Origin of the sequence: Pseudomonas sp. RC3H12 (genome assembly GCF_018596375.1) — a bacterium.
Taxonomy (GTDB): domain Bacteria; phylum Pseudomonadota; class Gammaproteobacteria; order Pseudomonadales; family Pseudomonadaceae; genus Aquipseudomonas.
In genome coordinates this window covers 5,138,380-5,155,368 of record NZ_CP075595.1, presented here as the reverse complement: position 1 = coordinate 5,155,368, position 16,989 = coordinate 5,138,380, and the positions used below count along the sequence as shown (strand labels likewise).

At 62.8% G+C, this 16,989-nt stretch carries 12 protein-coding genes; 9 read left to right on the top strand and 3 right to left on the bottom strand.

Annotation, left to right across the window (positions count from 1 at the left end; all coding sequences use genetic code 11):
• The first annotated feature begins 48 nt into the window (after window positions 1-48).
• The 4 genes from KHO27_RS23515 (at window position 49) to KHO27_RS23500 (ending at window position 4,719) form a co-directional block, all read left to right on the top strand.
• Complete coding sequence (locus tag KHO27_RS23515; RefSeq protein WP_178082019.1) at window positions 49-651, top strand: hypothetical protein; 603 nt, start codon at window positions 49-51, stop codon at window positions 649-651.
• Between the two features lie 69 nt (window positions 652-720).
• Complete coding sequence (locus tag KHO27_RS23510; protein ID WP_214500856.1) at window positions 721-1,863, top strand: ankyrin repeat domain-containing protein; 1,143 nt, start codon at window positions 721-723, stop codon at window positions 1,861-1,863.
• 155 nt (window positions 1,864-2,018) lie between these two features.
• Window positions 2,019-2,804 (top strand): hypothetical protein, encoded by a 786-nt coding sequence (locus tag KHO27_RS23505; RefSeq protein ID WP_214500855.1) that lies wholly within the window; start codon window positions 2,019-2,021, stop codon window positions 2,802-2,804.
• Between the two features lie 244 nt (window positions 2,805-3,048).
• Window positions 3,049-4,719 carry an FMN-binding glutamate synthase family protein gene (locus tag KHO27_RS23500; RefSeq protein WP_214500854.1) on the top strand — a complete coding sequence of 557 codons (1,671 nt, stop codon included), beginning with the start codon at window positions 3,049-3,051 and terminating at the stop codon, window positions 4,717-4,719.
• A gap of 30 nt (window positions 4,720-4,749) precedes the next feature.
• On the opposite strand, the gene KHO27_RS23495 is transcribed toward KHO27_RS23500, so the two are convergent.
• Window positions 4,750-6,069, bottom strand: coding sequence for an OprD family porin (locus KHO27_RS23495; RefSeq protein ID WP_110700207.1), 1,320 nt, complete (start codon window positions 6,067-6,069; stop codon window positions 4,750-4,752).
• A 609-nt stretch (window positions 6,070-6,678) separates the two neighbouring features.
• Between KHO27_RS23495 and KHO27_RS23490 the strand changes: the two genes are divergently transcribed.
• Window positions 6,679-8,769 carry a TonB-dependent receptor gene (locus tag KHO27_RS23490; RefSeq protein ID WP_110700206.1) on the top strand — a complete coding sequence of 697 codons (2,091 nt, stop codon included), beginning with the start codon at window positions 6,679-6,681 and terminating at the stop codon, window positions 8,767-8,769.
• 478 nt (window positions 8,770-9,247) lie between these two features.
• Here KHO27_RS23490 and aguA read toward each other — a convergent pair whose 3' ends face one another.
• Together aguA and KHO27_RS23480 are read right to left on the bottom strand one after the other, a co-directional pair.
• Entirely contained in the window at window positions 9,248-10,354 is a 1,107-nt protein-coding gene (aguA, locus tag KHO27_RS23485; protein WP_023630147.1) for an agmatine deiminase, read from the bottom strand.
• A 204-nt stretch (window positions 10,355-10,558) separates the two neighbouring features.
• Window positions 10,559-13,459 carry an aminotransferase gene (locus KHO27_RS23480; RefSeq protein WP_214500853.1) on the bottom strand — a complete coding sequence of 967 codons (2,901 nt, stop codon included), beginning with the start codon at window positions 13,457-13,459 and terminating at the stop codon, window positions 10,559-10,561.
• Between the two features lie 169 nt (window positions 13,460-13,628).
• Between KHO27_RS23480 and rfbB the strand changes: the two genes are divergently transcribed.
• From rfbB to rfbD, 4 genes are read left to right on the top strand one after another with little or no spacing between them, the layout of a single operon-like run.
• Window positions 13,629-14,711, top strand: coding sequence for a dTDP-glucose 4,6-dehydratase (rfbB, locus tag KHO27_RS23475; protein ID WP_214500852.1), 1,083 nt, complete (start codon window positions 13,629-13,631; stop codon window positions 14,709-14,711).
• A complete protein-coding gene (gene rfbA / locus KHO27_RS23470) occupies window positions 14,708-15,583 on the top strand; it encodes a glucose-1-phosphate thymidylyltransferase RfbA (RefSeq protein ID WP_110700200.1) in 876 nt (291 codons plus the stop codon). Before rfbB ends, rfbA begins: the two co-directional genes overlap by 4 nt.
• Window positions 15,580-16,128: a dTDP-4-dehydrorhamnose 3,5-epimerase gene (gene rfbC, locus KHO27_RS23465; protein ID WP_214500851.1), complete on the top strand. Its 549-nt coding sequence runs from the start codon at window positions 15,580-15,582 to the stop codon at window positions 16,126-16,128. The genes rfbA and rfbC overlap by 4 nt, the downstream gene beginning before the upstream one ends.
• The gene (gene rfbD, locus KHO27_RS23460) at window positions 16,125-16,985 is read left to right on the top strand and encodes a dTDP-4-dehydrorhamnose reductase (protein ID WP_111532488.1); all 861 of its coding nucleotides are present in this window, start codon (window positions 16,125-16,127) and stop codon (window positions 16,983-16,985) included. The genes rfbC and rfbD overlap by 4 nt, the downstream gene beginning before the upstream one ends.
• Window positions 16,986-16,989: the final 4 nt, after the last annotated feature.

Genomic DNA, 16,989 nt, shown 5'->3' with positions numbered 1-16,989 from the left:
TCCATGAAAGATGTTGCGACCAGAACAGCAAGAGCCGTGAAGCCTAATATGAACATCTATTTTGTCAGCAACGCACAAACACCCTGGGGCGATTGGGGTGAAGTGCTAGCCTACGGCATGATCGCCTGGGACGAAGATACCGACATTGACAGCATCGAGCGTACCGGTCCCTACACACCGCCCGCCTACATCCGCTCTGGCCTGCTGGTACTGACCGAGCCGACAAAGGAGGCGTTGGAGAACTCTGGCCTGAAAGGTATCAGCCGCTTCGAGCATCTGGAAAAGTCCCATATTGTCGAACTCGACTGGCAGCAATGGGACGCGGCCAAGGGCATCAGCGTCTACCTGGAGCTGGATGGCGAGCCCGAATCGATCATCGAGTCACGCCCCCATGACCCACAACTGGCGGCACGCATGCCGGCGTTCTGGTGCGCCTACGTCGCTGGCAAGGTCGCCTTGCGCATGGACGAGAGTGTAAAGAGCAATGATCCCTCTCATTACCTGGAGGTAGTCCGTGCTGATGAGCACGCCGACTTCTTCAAGGCCGATGTGCACGGCGGCTATCTCGTCAGTGAACGGGCAAAGAACTGGCTCGAGCAGCACTGCCCGGAAGCATTCCAGTTTGCCTTGATCCCCCGCCCGGGCAAGTGATATTTCCGTGGGGCTGACAAGGGCCTTACTTAACCTGAACCAGACCCTCGGACGGGGAACCGCTATTTGATGATCGGTTGGCAACAACTCTACGAAAAGCATGAGACCAAGCTCGACCGCCTCTATGACGATGTAGAAGAGGGCAAGCTGGAGCGGCTACGTGCGTTCGCACAGAAATACCCCGAGCTGCTGGTGCTGCCCCGCTATGGCGAGGCCGACGAGGAAGGGCTGCTGCATATGGCTGCCCGGGCCGGACAGACTGCGAACTGTGGCCTGCTCCTGGAGCTGGGCCTGGCGCCTAACCAGCCGTATGTAGACGAGGGCCATGCCAGCGCTCTCGAACTGGCAGCCAGTGAAGGGCACCTTGAAACCTGCGTTTGCCTGCTCGATGCCGGTGCTCTGGTCGACGGCTTGCCGCTCAGCGTCTGCCCACCGCTATACGCAGCGGCCCAATCGGGCCACAACGAGGTCGTTGCACTGCTGCTGACGCGAGGCGCACAGGTCAATCGCCTGCACCGACGCGCCAATGACAGCGCACTGGACGCTGCACGCGAATGGGGGCATCAGCGCACGGTCGATCTGCTGCTCGAACACGGGGCACGCAGCATCAACGATGTCGAGGGCGCTGATGCCGAAGGCGCCGGACAGGCCATTGTCACCTTCGTGCACAATACCGCTGGGTGGATCCTGCCCACCGCGTTCTGTCCTCCCAGTGAAGACCCACACAGCACGCTGCATGTCAGCCTGATCGATGGCAAGACCGACTACAAGCTGCTGTTCACCTCCGGTCTGTACCAAGTTGCCCCGATGACCGAGTTGTTTCTCTGCCTGCCAGGTGACTGGGCACTGCCCCAGATCGGATTGCCGGTGCCTGACGCCTGGAGTTTTCCGGTAGGAATGCTGGCACGCCTCGCCGCCAGAACCTTCGAGCACGGCCCTGTGGCCGAGGGCATGCTGTTCCAGCGTGACGATGCACAGTTTGCCGACCTGCACTGGCCTGGCGAGGTGGATGCGCTGTTGGCGGTGGACAAGCCCTGGAACAAGCATGGTGATGGCGAGCGGATTCCCGAAAACGAGAAGGTCACACTGCTGACCCTGGCACCGGTGAAGTTCACCGGCAAGGGTGCTCCGACCGCCAAGGCCCTGGCCGCACTCATCGAGCGTAAACGCAAGGCGAGCTGGAAGGTCCTGGCACTGGAGACGCCGACTTGAAGCAGCACTGCTCGCCCACGATAGCAGCAGGTGCCAGCAGTTAGCACGTAACGTCGCGCGCGCCTGGAAGTGACCTGATGGAAACCATCGCATTCAATGGCTCTCCAGCAAGCGTCATCGATAAAGACCAAGGCAAGTAGCTGCGGAGGATGAACATGTATGAGAACACTGCCGAACTACGCAAGGCCCTGAAGGCCCAGAACCCTCTGGAACCACCCAGCGAGAGATTACTTGCAACAGGCCTGGCGACCGGGCGCTGCCATCAAGGACACGATCAGGTTCTTGACTGTTTGTTCACCGAGCAAGCCAAGGCACGTAAGAGCGAGATCGTTGGCAACTTTCTTGTAGGTGTCGAACGTAATGAAGCGAGTCTGCGCGCGGCAATGTCGGCCTTGGCGTGCGCTACACACCTGCCCAAACATCCCTTCACGGTGCACGATCAACTGACTTGCCAGGTTTGCAGCGCGTTCGAGCAGATCGATGTCAACTTCATGCAACTCAACCGGGTTCGTTTTTTCGTCGGAGCCGTATTAGGTGGCGATATCCTGCACATCGCGTTCATGCTGCAAGAGCACAACGCTGCGGCGAAGCTGCGACCGGAAAATTTCGAATTGATGGTCTCTGTCATTGATCTTATCCGTAATGTTCCGGCCCCGACCAAGCCCAAGGAACTGCTCAAGCTGCTGCGCAAACTGCCAGGTATCAAGATGAGCGAGGAAGAAGGCCGAGGTTTCCTCGATCTACTTGGGCACTGCGGGATACTGCAGACGCCGGAACATCCAGGCCTGCTGTACCGCTACACCAACCTCGGTCTGGCGCCACGCAGCGCGCGATCATCTGACTGGAGCTACCCGATGGACTTCTGGCGCGGAGAGCATGGCCTCAACCAGGACGCCCTGCACTATTGGTTCAGCGACTATCCCGAGTTGCTCAAGGCGTAGGCCATTGGCAGGCAGATCACACAGCAACAGCCACGACCATTGCGGCAAGCAAGGTGATGAAGCCGGCTTCTTCTTCATCCAGTTCACCTGATCGGATACCGCGACCTGGGCTCCCATCGAAACTGGCCGTAGCTACCGCCCCAGGCAATTCCGCGTCGAGTAACAGTCTTTTACCGAAACCCCAGGTTTTCCCTGCGCAGCCTTTGCCTATCCTAGGCCGGGTCATCCCGCCTGCGATGGACCCATGAAAGACTCGCTCCCCAGCCGCTATGCCTGCCTGTTCCTGTGTCTGGTCTTCACGATTGCCAGTGCCCCTTTCCTGCTTGCCCACACCTGGCTCTGGCCCTTCACCGTCGTCAGCGCCCTGCTCAGCCTGGTCGGCCTCAACGACCTGCGCCAACGCCACCACGCCGTGCGCCGCAACTACCCGATCCTGGGCAATATTCGCTACCTGATCGAAACCATCCGCCCGGAGATCCGCCAGTACCTGATCGAGGGCGACGACGACAAGCTGCCGTTCTCCCGCGCCCAGCGTTCGCTGGTCTACGCCAGGGCCAAGAACGAGAGTGCCGAGAAAGCCTTCGGCACGCTCAACGATGCCTACAAACCGGGCTTCGAGTTCATCAGCCACTCGATGCTGCCGGTGCCGATGCCCGACCCTGCGTCGTTCCGCATTCGCATCGGCGGCCCACAGTGCCGCCAACCGTACTCGGCGTCGATCTTCAATATCTCGGCCATGAGCTTCGGCGCCCTCAGTGCCAACGCCATCGCCGCGCTGAACAAGGGCGCGCGCCTGGGCCGTTTCGCCCATGACACCGGCGAGGGCAGCATCAGCCCCTCCCACCGCGAGCACGGCGGCGACCTGATCTGGGAAATCGGCAGCGGCTACTTCGGCTGCCGCAGCGAAGACGGCCAGTTCGACCCCGAGCGCTTCGCCGAGCAGGCCCGCGCCGCCCAGGTGAAGATGATCGAGATCAAGCTCAGCCAAGGCGCCAAGCCGGGCCATGGCGGGATCCTGCCGGGGCACAAGGTCAGCGCCGAGATCGCCGCCACCCGAGGCGTGCGCGAGGGCGAGGACTGCATCTCGCCGGCCGCTCACAGTGCCTTCGCCACACCGCGGGAGCTGCTGCAGTTCGTCGCCCGGCTGCGCGAGCTGTCCGGCGGCAAGCCGGTGGGCTTCAAGTTCTGCCTGGGCCACCCGTGGGAGTTCATGGGCATCGCCAAGGCCATGCTGGCCACCGGCATCACCCCGGACTTCATCGTCGTCGACGGCAAGGAAGGCGGCACTGGCGCGGCGCCCCGGGAGTTCTCCGACAACATGGGCGTGCCGCTGCGCGAGGGCCTGATGTTCGTGCACAACACCTTGGTGGGGCTGAACCTGCGCGAGCGCATCCGCATCGGCGCGGCGGGCAAGCTGGTCAGCGCCTTTGACATCGCCAGCGTGCTGGCCATCGGCGCGGACTGGGTCAACTCCGCCCGGGGCTTCATGTTCGCCATCGGCTGCATCCAGTCGCAAAGCTGCCACACCAACAAGTGCCCGACCGGCGTGGCGACCCAGGATGCGTTGCGCCAGCGCGCGCTGGTGGTGCCGGAGAAGGCCGAGCGGGTCGCAAGCTTTCACCGCAATACCCTGCACGCCCTGGCCGAGATGCTTGCCGCCGCCGGTCTGGACAATCCTTCTGAACTCAAGCCCAAGCACCTGGCGCGGCGTATCAGCGCCAGCGAGATCGGCCTGTTCTCGCAGCTGCACACCTTCCTCAAGCCGGGCGAATTGCTCAGCGGTGCGATCGACAGCGAGTTCTATGCACGGATGTGGCGGATGGCGCGCAGTGACAGCTTTGCGCCGGAGACGGGGGAAATCGAGGTGGCGCCGCTGGCGGTCAGCGTGCAGCGGAAAGAAACAGCCCCGGCATAGGCCGGGGCTGCGGGTGACGCAAGATCAGGATCAGAAGATGCTGATCGGGTACTCGACGAATACGCGGACTTCGTTGCCGTCGTCGTTGTAACCGTTCTGCTGGACAGCATTGTTGGTCCGCAGGAAGGAGCTACGCAGTTTGACGGACAGGTCCTTGGCCGGGCCTTCCTGAACCACGTAACGGATCTGGTTGAAGATCTCGCGCTCTTTACCTTCACCGAAGCCTTGTGGGGCGCCGACTTTACGGGTGTTGATGTTATCACCCACGACATAGGCAAACTTGTAGGTCAGCCCCGGAACGCCGAAGGCACCGAAGTCCAGGCCGTAGCCCAGCTGCCAGGAGCGCTCGTCTTCTGCGTTGAAGTCGGACCAGTAGGAGTTGGCCAGGTAGATGGTCGAGCCACCGTCACCCACGCCACCATCGTTCTGGTACCAGCCGTAGTTGTAGCCGGTGCTGCCGGTGCTGCGCTGGTGCGCCAGGGTGAACGAGTGCGGGCCGTAGGCGTAGGTGGCGGCCAGGCTCCAGATGGTGTTGGAGTCGCCGTTGAGCTTGGCGGCACGCACGTACTTGTTGTCGATGTCCGACTTGTAGCCGTTGAAGTCCAGGGTCAGGGACTGGTCGCTGGCAATCGGGAAGACGTAGTTCAGGCCCAGGTAGTGCTTCTTCATCACGTCTTCGTTGTCGGCGGTGTACAGCGACGCGGTGAAGTTGTCGGTGAACTTGTAGCTGCCGCCGAGCACGTTGATCGACTTCAGCCCGCCGCCATCACGACGCTCGGCGCTCTTGCGCGCTTCCTGGGTGAAGCGGCCGGCGTTGATTTCCAGGCCCTTGATCTCCTTGGAGGTGATCATGGTGCCGGTGAAGCTTTCTGGCAGCAGGCGACCGTCGTCGTACTGCAGAACCGGCAAGGCCGGCATCTGGTCACCGTACTTGAGCACAGTGTTGGACACACGGAACTTCACCGCAGCGCCACCACGGGCCAGGTTATGCGAAGCGTTGGTTTTTTCGTCAGGAAGGGTGGGGTCCGAACGCTTGAAGAAGTCGACACCGCCACCCTGGTTACGGCCCTTGCCGCCATCCAGGCGCAGGGCGTACAGGCCGAACGCGTCGACACCTACACCGACGGTACCCTGGGTGAAACCGGAGGAGAAGTTGGCGATGACGCCCTGGCCCCACTGGGACTGGTCGTTGGTGTGATGCTTCTTGTCACGGTTGATGAAGGCGTTGCGCAGAAGGACGTTGGCGTGGCTGTCCTCGATGAAGCCCTTGCTCTCGGCCTGGTCATTGGCCTGTGCCTGGGTCGCGGCGATCATCGCCAGGGCGACCAGGCTGATCCTGGTTTTCAACATGTTATTTTCCTTATTTCGTATTCAAAAACGCTCTGCATCAGAACGCCAGGAACCAACGCCCCTTCGTAGGTTCGACGCTATGCGGATCCAAGCCGAAGGCCCGCCAATTGTCTGCAACGGGCCTTGCAGCCGCATGGCCAGAGAATGGCCAGCAGGCGTAGAGCCCGAATCCTAGCCCTGCCTGCTTATACATGTCAAAAAAACGTGAAATGCAGGTTGATATAACCAAAAACAAGGTCAGCGCTGGTGCATTTCCATGCATATCTGCCGTGGGTCAGCGCAAATTTGTCTCTTTTGTGCAAAGCAGCCGAAATCCATAAAACCGTCATACGGCCATGCTTCCGCAGGCCTTCCGAAAGCCTGTTGGAAAGTGCCCTGCCCTTCCGGCTGCGCTGTCACGCGCAGAGCAGCATTGCACGCACCGCCGCTCCCACAAGCCATTCCGGAAATGCACCCCCATGAATGCCAAGATAATTTCAAATCAATCCAAATGAATAGCAACATCTTGAAACATTTGTAAAGACAACCCTTTACAAATGTCGATGCAACAGCAAATAGCAAGCATTACCATTCGCGCCCAATTTCTCACTCCTCCCTTGGACGCCTTCGATGCCTGCCCCCTGCCGCCTTTCACCCTTGACCCTGGGCCTGTCGCTGCTGTTCAGCGCCGGCCTGGCCAGTGCTGCCACCACGACCCTGCCGGAAACCTCGGTGACAGCCGACAGCACCCGCGAAGAGGACAACCCGCGAGTCAAGGACGTGACCACCGCGACCCGCACCTCGACCCCCGCGCGCTACGTGCCACAGGCCATCGATTCGGTGAAGACCCGCAACGTGCTGGACTACGGCAGCAGCAACCTGGGCAAGGCACTGGAAGGCATCCCCAACGTCAGCAGCGGCGCCGACACCCGCTTCGACAGCCTGCGCATTCGCGGCTTCGACGCCAGCAACGACTTCTACCTGGACGGTGTCCGCGACGACAGCCAGTACACCCGTGATCTGCACAACATCGAGCGGGTCGAGGTGCTCAAGGGCCCGGCCGCGGTGCTTTATGGCCGTGGCAGCCAGGGCGGTATCGTCAACCGGGTGAGCAAGGCGCCGGAGCACGGCCGTCGCTCGACCATCGAGGCACAAGGTGGCAGCCAGGACCTGCGCAGCCTGTACGCCGACCTCAGCGCCGACCCCAGCGACACCCTCAGCCTGCGCCTGAACCTGGGCAACGAGGACAAGAACAGCTTCCGCGACGGCATCGATGGCAACCACCGCCAACTGTTCGCCCCGTCCATGAGCTGGCAGATCACCCCCGAGCTGAACTGGCTGGTGCAGTACGAGTACAGCCGCTACGACCGCACGCCCGACCGTGGCATCCCCGGCAACCCGCTCACCGGGCGCCCGGCCGATGTCAGCCGCAAGACCACCTACGGCGACACCCAGCGCGACTACATCAACGACCGCGCCGAGTCGCTGCGTTCGCGCCTGAACTACGAGCTGAACGATCAGTGGCAACTGCGCCACACCTTCAGCCTGTTCACCCTGGAGAGCGACTTCGACAACACCTATCTGACCGCCTACCGCCCCGCTGCCGGTCTGGTGGACCGCCAGCGCTGGCAGCAGGACCTGAGCACCCGCAACCTCTACAACACTATCGAACTCGAAGGTCATGTAGAAACCTTCGGTCTAGAGCATACGCTGCTGGTGGGCCTGGAAATGGGCGAACAACGTCGCAACTCGCTGCTGAGCCAAGGCGTAGGCGTTCCCTCGGTACCGCTGCAGGGGGCCACGGCCAGCCAACAGCACAACGGCATCATGCGGGTGTCCAGCAACAACCACACTGACGTCGAGAGCCGAGGGATCTACCTGCAGGACCAGATCCGCCTCAACGACCAGTGGCAGCTGCTGGCCGGCGTGCGCTTCGACCAGTTCGAGGTGGACACCACCAACAAACTCCGAGACATCTCGGAAAAGCAGAAGGACAACAGTTTCAGTCCACGTATCGGCGTGGTGTACACCCCCTGGCAGGACCACTCCTTCTATGCCTCCTGGAGCAAGACCTACTCTCCGGTCGGTGGCGGCCTGATCGGCATCACCCCCGGCGCGGCCGGCAACGCCAACCAGACCGACCCGGAACAGACCCGGCAGAAGGAGATCGGGGTCAAGAGCGAATGGTTCGACGAGCGCCTGAGCACCACCCTGGCGATCTACGAACTGGAACTGTACAACCGCCGTACCCGCGACCCGATCAACCCGGAACTGATCCAGCTTAGCGGCCTGCAGCGTTCACGCGGCATCGAGCTGACCGCCACCGGCAACGTGGTGGGCAACTGGTACGTGCGCGGCGGCATCGGTCTGCAGGACGCGACCATCGTCAAGGACAACAACGGCCAGCAGGGCAACCGCATCAATGATGTGGCCAAACGTAACGCCAGCCTGTTCGTGACCTGGAAGCCGGAGCTGGGCTGGTACGCCGAAACCGGTTTGACCCTGGTCGGCGACCGCTACGCCGACAACCAGAACACCGTGATCCTGCCGGGCTACGGCCGCTGGGACGCGCTGGCCGGTTATCGCACCCACGACTGGGATGTTCGCGCGGCGTTGAGCAACATCACCGACAAGACCTACTACAGCTCGGCCACCAGCGCGGCGCAGATCCAGGTGGGCGATCCGCGCAGCCTGGTGGTGACCGGGACCTACAGCTTCTGAGTTGCAATCCGGAGCGGACGTCAAGGACGGGTCGCCCAAACGAAAACGCCACCGCAATTGCGGTGGCGTTTTTTTCTGCGGCGGGATCCTTCCCGGTCAATGCCAGACAGCCAGCAGAGCTTCGAGCTCTTCCTCGCTGATCAGGCCTTGGGGGTATCGCCCATCCAGCAGGCGTCGTGGGTCGGTCGTCCTGACCCGATCGTCTCCATGACGTTTCAACCACTGAGCCAGGATTCTGAGCGATTGGTGACTGGCCGCCGTTGAGGGCAAAGCCGACTCACTTGCTGCGTTCATTTCCTCACGTACTCCCTGGGCCGAGTGAGCGGCTAAGTTACTTCAGGCACGTTACAGAACGGCGTAGGCCGATTCCCCTGAAGTACGAGGAAAAATCAATACAATTGCTGTGCCATTCCAAGTGTCCGACTATCGCCAGCAAAAAAAAGCCCGTCTTGCGACGGGCTTTTCTCTCAGCGGCCGATCAGCGTTTGACCGGTGCCGGCTGCTGCTGGGTCAGGCAGTGAATGTTGCCACCGCCAAGCAGCAGTTCACGCCCCGGGATCATCACGACTTCGTGGTCCGGGAAGACCTTGGCCAGGATCGCTCTGGCTTGCGCATCAGCCGGGTCGTCGAAGCTCGGGGCGATGATGCCGCCGTTGACGATCAGGAAGTTCACGTAGGAACCGGCCAGACGTACCGAAGGGTCGCGCTCCTGGCTGCCCGCCACGTGATCCACGCCGTCACATTCTGCCTGGGTGGCGTACAGCGGCCCCGGGATCGGCATCTTGTGCACCACGAACTCGCGCCCTTTGGCGTCGCGGGTGTTTTTCAGCACCTCATAGGCGGCGTGGCAGCGTGCATAGTTGGGGTCATTGGAATCATCGGTCCAGGCCAGTAACACTTCGCCTGGGCTGACGTAACAGCAGAAGTTGTCAACGTGGCCATCGGTCTCGTCGTTGTACAGGCCGTCCGGCAGCCAGACGATGGTCTCGACCGCCAGGTGCTCGCGCAGGATCTCCTCGATCTGTTCGCGGTCCAGGTGCGGGTTGCGGTTGCGGTTGAGCAGGCATTCTTCGGTGGTGATCAGGGTGCCTTCGCCATCGACGTGGATCGAACCGCCTTCGAGCACGAAGCCTTCGGTGTGGTAACGCTGCACGCGCTCCATCTCCATGACCTTGGCGGCCAGCTCCTCGTCACGGTTCCAGGGCGCGTACAGGCCGCCGTCGAAACCGCCCCAGGCGTTGAAGCCCCAGTCCACGCCGCGTACCTCGCCGTGGTCGTTGATGACGAAGGTCGGGCCGGTGTCGCGCACCCAGGCATCGTCGTTGCTGATCTCGACCACGCGGATGTTGGGCAGGTCGAGCTGGCGACGGGCGTTCTCGTACTGGCCGGCGGACACCGCCACGGTGACCGGCTCGAAGCGGGCGATGGCCTTGGCCAGGGTCACGTGCGCGGCCTGCGCCGGCTTGCCGCCCAAGCGCCAGTTGTCCGGGCGCTCCGGCCAGACCATCCATACCTGGGTCTGCGGGGCCCACTCGGCGGGCATGTGGAAACCGTCGGCGCGGGGGGTCGAGTTGAGGGTCTTCATGGGTAACCTCTGCGAAGGCCCGGGGCCAGGGGCGCCAGGTCGGTGATCGGAAAAGATGCAGGCCCGCCAGTATAGGCAGCGTAATGATCAGACGATATTACAACCGATAAATATCGACTTTAAATAGATAATCACAAAATATTTAGGCATAAAAAAGCCTGGCGAACCGATAACAATCGACTTGCCAGGCCTGCATGCCTTGAATCAGAGCCCTTCGCCGAGGACCCGCTCCACGCTGTCGACGAAGTAATCCACGCTGGCCCGCGTGGTGCACATCGGTGGTTTGATCTTGAGGATGTTCAGGTAGTCGCCGGTCGGTTGCATGAAGATCCCCAGGTCACGCAGGCGATCGCACAGGATCATGGTCTCCTCGGTCGCCGGTTCCAGCGTCTGGCGATCGCGTACCAGCTCCAGCCCCAGGTAGAACCCGGAACCATGGGCGGCGCCAGCAAGCGGATATTTATCGACCAATGCCTGCAGCCGAGCCTTGAAGTAACGGCCCACGTCTCGGGCGTTGTCCCACAACCCTTCATCACGCATTACGTCCAGCACCGCCATGCCGATGCGGCAACTGACCGGGCTGCCACCGGCCGACGAGAAGAAGTAGCCCTCGGCCTCCAGCGCCTCGGCGATCTCGCGCCGGGTGATCACCGCACCCAGCGGCTGGCCGTTGCCCATGCCCTTGGCCATGGTGATGATGTCCGGCACCACGTCCTGCTCCTCGAAACCCCAGAAATACTCGCCCAGGCGCCCGTAACCGACCTGCACCTCGTCGGCGATGCACACCCCGCCGCGCTGGCGCACCTTGGCGTAGGCCTCGCGCAGGTAGCCCGGCGGCAACGAGATGCCCCCGGCGTTTCCGTACACCGGTTCGCAGATCATCCCGGCCAGCTGGCGACCACGGGCGTCGAGGTCGGCCAGCTTGGCATCGACATCGCGCAGGTAGTCGGCGGCGCTGTCGGCGCCCCGGTAGCGCCCGCGGAAGGTATTCGGCGCCTCCACCGGATGCACCCAGTCCGGCCGGGTCTCCAGGGCCTGGGGGTTGTCGGCGATGGAGGTGGAGATCGCGTCAGTAGCCACCGACCAGCCGTGGTAGGCCTCCAGCACGCTGAGCAGATCGCGCCCGCCGCTATAGGCCCAGGCCAGACGGATCGCCAGGTCATTGGCCTCGGTGCCGCTGTTGACCAGGAACACCCGGTCGAAGCCCTCCGGGGCCACTTCCAGCAAGCGCTCGGAAAACTCGGCAATGGCCGCATAGTGGAAGCGCGAGTTGGTGTTGACCAGCGACCACTGGCGCGCCGACTCGGCGGCCATGCGCGGATGACCATGGCCAAGCACCGCGACATTGTTGAGCATGTCCAGATAGGAACGGCCCTGCATGTCGATCAGGTAGTTGCGCCAGCCACGCTCGATATGCGGAGGCTGGGCGTAGTAATGCTTCTGCGAGCGGGCGAAGCTGGCATCGCGACGGGCCAGCAGGGCTTGCGCGTCGGCCAGCGGCTCGGCATCGCAGTCGAAGCCCAGCAGGGTGCGCGGTGACGGGCACAGGGCCAGCCAGGCGGCAGCGTGAGAAGGCGTGGCGAAAAACGGTGGACAGGTATCGGTATCCACGCACAGTTGCACGCGGATAAACCCACAGGTCGCGCCGATGACCTGGCCCTTGAGCAGCGCTTGGCCATCGGTCGGCGCCTCTTCCAGGCCTTCGAGCCACAGGTTCCAGTGCGCGGTGCGCAAGCAGCCACGACCATCGCCGATGCATTGCCATACCCCGCCCTCGGGCGCTTGTAACGCGGTGCCGGGCGACAGGTTCAGCTCCACGCCCAGGGCGCAGGTGGCCGGTTCTTCAGGTCGGTCAATGTGCGTTTGCGACAGGCGGTACTGCCCATGCAGGCTGCACGCCGGCCCCGGCTGGGCAGCAAGCAGACTCTGGTCAAAGCCCGGTTGCTCCCAGTTGCCCGCCTCGCAGCAGGGGCTGAGCACGCCCAGGTCGACCCGGGTCACCGCCTCACTGTTCAGCGTCGGCAGCAACACGGCGCAATCGCCAAGATCGATGCTGGCCGGTTTGCGCCCAGCCGCCTGGAGGATCGCCGCCTCCATCAAAGCCGCGGGCACGGAGCAAGCGGTATCGAAGATTTCCCATTCATGGGCGATGTTGTCGCGGGTGTATCGGTTGTCCGGATCGATGGCCAGTTGCTGCTCGCTGCTGAGCACCAGCACGGCCGCGCGGTTGAGTACCAGCGGCCAGAGGGCACGCAACTCGGCATCATGCAGGGGATTCACGGCATGATAGGCGCTGACCGCCGGCAGGATCCGCAGCGGGTCACCCTCGGCGTGATGCAGCAAGGCCGCGCAGGTCACCGACAGATCGGCGATTCGCCAGGTACGCACCAGGTCACCGAAGTCGATGACACCCTGCACCTGCCACTGCCGCTCGGCATCGCGGGCCCAGACCACGTTGTCGTCAGTGATGTCCAGGTGCACGGCCTGGGTCGGTAGCAGGTCAATTAACGGTTGCAGACGTGCGGATGCCGCCTGGGCGACCTGCTCCACCTGCGCCCGGCGCTGGGCATCCTGCAACACGGGCGACAAATGCTGGATCAGTACCTGGGCATGGCGTGGATCCCACTGCAAGGTGCGCTCGAGGCCTGGATGGTCGAAGTCGGCCAGCGCCTTATCGACACGGGCGCAAAGCGTGCCGAGCTCAGCCATCACCCGCGCTGGCAGATGGCCCAGGCGGGTCAGTGGCTGCCCGTCGATGTAATCGAGCAGGCGGGCCCGAAGCGGCTGGCCATCGACCTCGAGGTCCAGCAATAGCTCGCCGGTACTGGCTGTGCGCACTACCGGCACTGGTACGTCTTGCCCATGCAGGAATGCCAGCGCCGCATGCTGGGCCTGCAGTTCGACTTGCGCATAGCTGCCATGGCAGACCTTGAGCACGAAGCGGCCCTGGTCGCTGTCCACGCGGAAGTTGAGGTCCTGCTGGCTGCCCAGCACCTGCAACGTGCCCTGCAAGTCGTAGTACGACCTCAGCAGGGCATGGGCATGGGCCTCGCCAAGTGAAGGACTGGGCTGGCTCGAACGCTGGATCAGGGTGCTCAGGGGCATGAACGGGGAACCTCGTTTTTTTGTCGCTTATATCGCCACCACCGAGGGTGATAAGCAAGTGGCAGCCTTGCACAGACGACAGGCCGTCGTGCATTCACGACTTGCCACGAGCGGCCCCAGCCAACAAGCTAGGCATCTGGCAATACACTTTCCGCACAGGCACCCGCACATGCGCATTCTCGTCACCGGCGGCGCCGGATTCATCGGCTCGGCCCTGGTCCGCTATCTGATCGAACACACCGATCATGAAGTGCTCAATCTCGACAAGTTGACCTACGCGGGCAACCTGCAGTCCCTGCAGCGGATCGCCGACAACCCCCGCTATGAATTTGTCCAGGCTGATATCGCCGACCAGGTCAGTGTCAGCGCCATGCTTGCCAGGTTCCAGCCACACGCCATCATGCACCTGGCCGCAGAGTCGCACGTCGACCGCTCCATCGATGGCCCGGCGGACTTCATTCACACCAATATCGTCGGCACCTACAGCCTGCTGGAGGCCGCTCGCGGTTACTGGAGCTCGCTGGAAAAGCCTGCCCGCGACACGTTCCGCTTCCACCACGTTTCCACCGACAAAGTGTTCGGCGACCTGCACGGCCCCGACGGACTGTTCGATGAAAACACCCCGTACGCCCCCAGCTCTCCCTACTCGGCCAGCAAGGCGGCAGCCGATCATCTGGTCCGCGCCTGGCAACGTACCTACGGCCTGCCGACAGTGATCAGCAACTGCTCCAACAATTACGGCCCGTATCACTTCCCAGAAAAGCTGATCCCGTTGATGATCCTCAACGCCCTGGCCGGCAAGCCGCTTGCGGTGTACGGCGATGGCCAGCAAGTCCGCGACTGGCTGTACGTCGAGGATCACGTCCGAGCCCTGCTCCGGATCGTTACCGCTGGAGAGGTCGGCCAGACCTACACCATCGGCGGCCACAACGAGCAGCGGAACATCGACGTGGTGCAGGCCGTGTGTGCGCTGCTGGAAGAGCTGGCCCCTGCGCACCCCGCCGGGGTGACCCGCTACACCGACCTGATCACCCACGTCCAGGACCGCCCGGGGCATGACCTGCGCTACGCTATCGATGCCGGCAGGATCGAGCGTGAGCTCGGTTGGGTACCGCAGGAAACCTTCGCCTCGGGCTTGCGCAAGACCGTGCAGTGGTACCTGAACAATCTCGAGTGGTGCCGCCAGGTCCAGGACGGCAGCTATCAAGGACAGCGCCTGGGCAATTCGGACTTCAAGGACCTGATCGCATGACTAAAGGAATCGTCCTGGCCGGCGGCACGGGCACCCGCCTGCACCCCATCACCCTCGGTGTCTCCAAGCAGTTGCTGCCGATCTACGACAAACCGATGATCTACTACCCGATATCGGTGCTGATGCTCGCCGGCATCCGCGACATCCTGCTGATCTCCACGCCACAAGACCTGCCGCAGTACCGCCAGTTGTTCGGTGACGGCAGCCCGTTCGGCATTCACATAAGCTATGCCGAACAGCCGTCCCCCGACGGGCTGGCACAGGCGTTCCTGATCGGAGAGTCGTTCATCGGTGACGATGCCGTCTGCCTGATTCTTGGCGACAATATCTTCCACGGCCAGAGCTTCAGCGAACAGTTGCAGCGTGCAGTGAAGCACACCTCGGGCGCCACCGTGTTCGGCTACTGGGTAAAGGACCCGGAGCGATTTGGCGTGATCGAGTTCGACGCCGATGGCCGGGCGTTGTCGATCGAGGAGAAGCCCCGGCAACCCAAGTCCAGCTTTGCCGTGACCGGCCTGTACTTCTACGACAACGATGTGGTGAACATCGCCAAGAGCATCCGCCCGTCAGCCCGCGGCGAACTGGAGATCACCGACATCAACAACGCCTACCTGGCACGCGGCGACCTGCGCGTGGAACGCTTCGGCCGCGGCTTCGCCTGGCTCGACACCGGCACCCACGACAGCCTGCTGGAAGCCTCGCAGTACGTGCAGACCCTCGAACATCGCCAGGGGCTGAAGGTAGCCTGCCTGGAAGAGATCGCCTTCCAGAACGGTTGGATCAGCCGTGAGCAACTACTGGCCAAGGCCTGCGAACTGCAAAAGACCGGCTACGGCCAATACCTGAGCCAACTGGCCGAAGAACAGTCATGAATATCATCGCCACCGCACTCCCGGAGGTCCTGATCATCGAACCCAAGGTGTTCGGGGACAGCCGAGGGTTCTTCTACGAAAGCTACAACGCCCGCGACTTCACCCTGCGCACCGGTGTTGACACGCCGTTCGTCCAGGACAACCACTCTCGCTCCCGGCACGGCGTGCTACGTGGGCTGCACTACCAGTTGCAGAATGCCCAGGGCAAGCTGGTCCGCGTGCTGCAGGGGGAGATACTCGACGTGGCGGTGGACATCCGTCGCAGCTCGCCAACCCTGGGCCAGTGGGTGGCGGTGCGACTGTCTGTCAACAACCACCGCCAGCTGTGGCTGCCACCCGGTTTCGCCCATGGTTTCCGGGTGTTGAGCGAATCGGCCGAGGTGCTCTACAAGACCACCGACTACTACAACCCCGACGCCGAGCACAGCATACGCTGGGACGACCCGCAGTTGGCCATCGACTGGCAGCTGAACGGCCTGCAACCGTTGCTGTCGGCCAAAGACCAGGCCGCCATGTCATTTGCCGATGCGCAGCTGCTCCCATGAAGATCCTCGTCTGCGGCCGCCACGGCCAGGTTGCACTGGCACTCAAGGAATCATTGCACGGCCTGGGCGATGTACAGCGGCTCGGTCGTGACGGGTTCGACATGGCCCAACCGGAGCAACTGCGCGCCTCGCTGCGTCAGATGGCGCCCGACCTGATCATCAATGCCGCCGCCTACACGGCAGTCGACCAGGCCGAAAGCGAAATACAGCAGGCCCACGCCATCAACGCCGAAGCGCCCCGGGTACTGGCCGAAGAAGCCGCACGGCTCGGCGCACCGCTGATCCACTACTCCACCGACTATGTCTTCGACGGCAGCAAACCAGCCCCCTACAACGAGGATGACGCCCCCAATCCACTGGGCGTCTATGGCCGAAGCAAGCTGGCGGGCGAACAGGCCATCACCGCAGTCGCCGGTGAACATCTGATACTGCGCACGAGCTGGGTCTATTCGCTGCATGGACGCAACTTCCTGCTGACCATGCAGCGCCTGCTTCAGGAACGTCCACAGCTGAAAGTCGTCAACGACCAGATCGGCGCCCCAACCTGGGCGGGCACCCTCGCCGCCAGCACCCGCGCGCTGATCGAGCGCTGGTGCAACGGCCAGGCAGGCGCCTGGGGCACCTACCACCTGACCGCCCAGGGTGAAACTTCCTGGTTCGGCTTCGCCCAGGCAATCGCTGACCAGCTCAAGGCCCAGGGGCGGTCTTGCGCCGAGCTGCTGCCGATCCCTTCCAGCGAGTACCCGACACCGGCAAGACGACCGCTCAACTCACGCCTGGATTGTTCGCGCCTGGCCCGTGAATGGCACGTCTGCCAACCGCACTGGCACGATGCACTCATCGACTGCCTCAAGTAGCGCA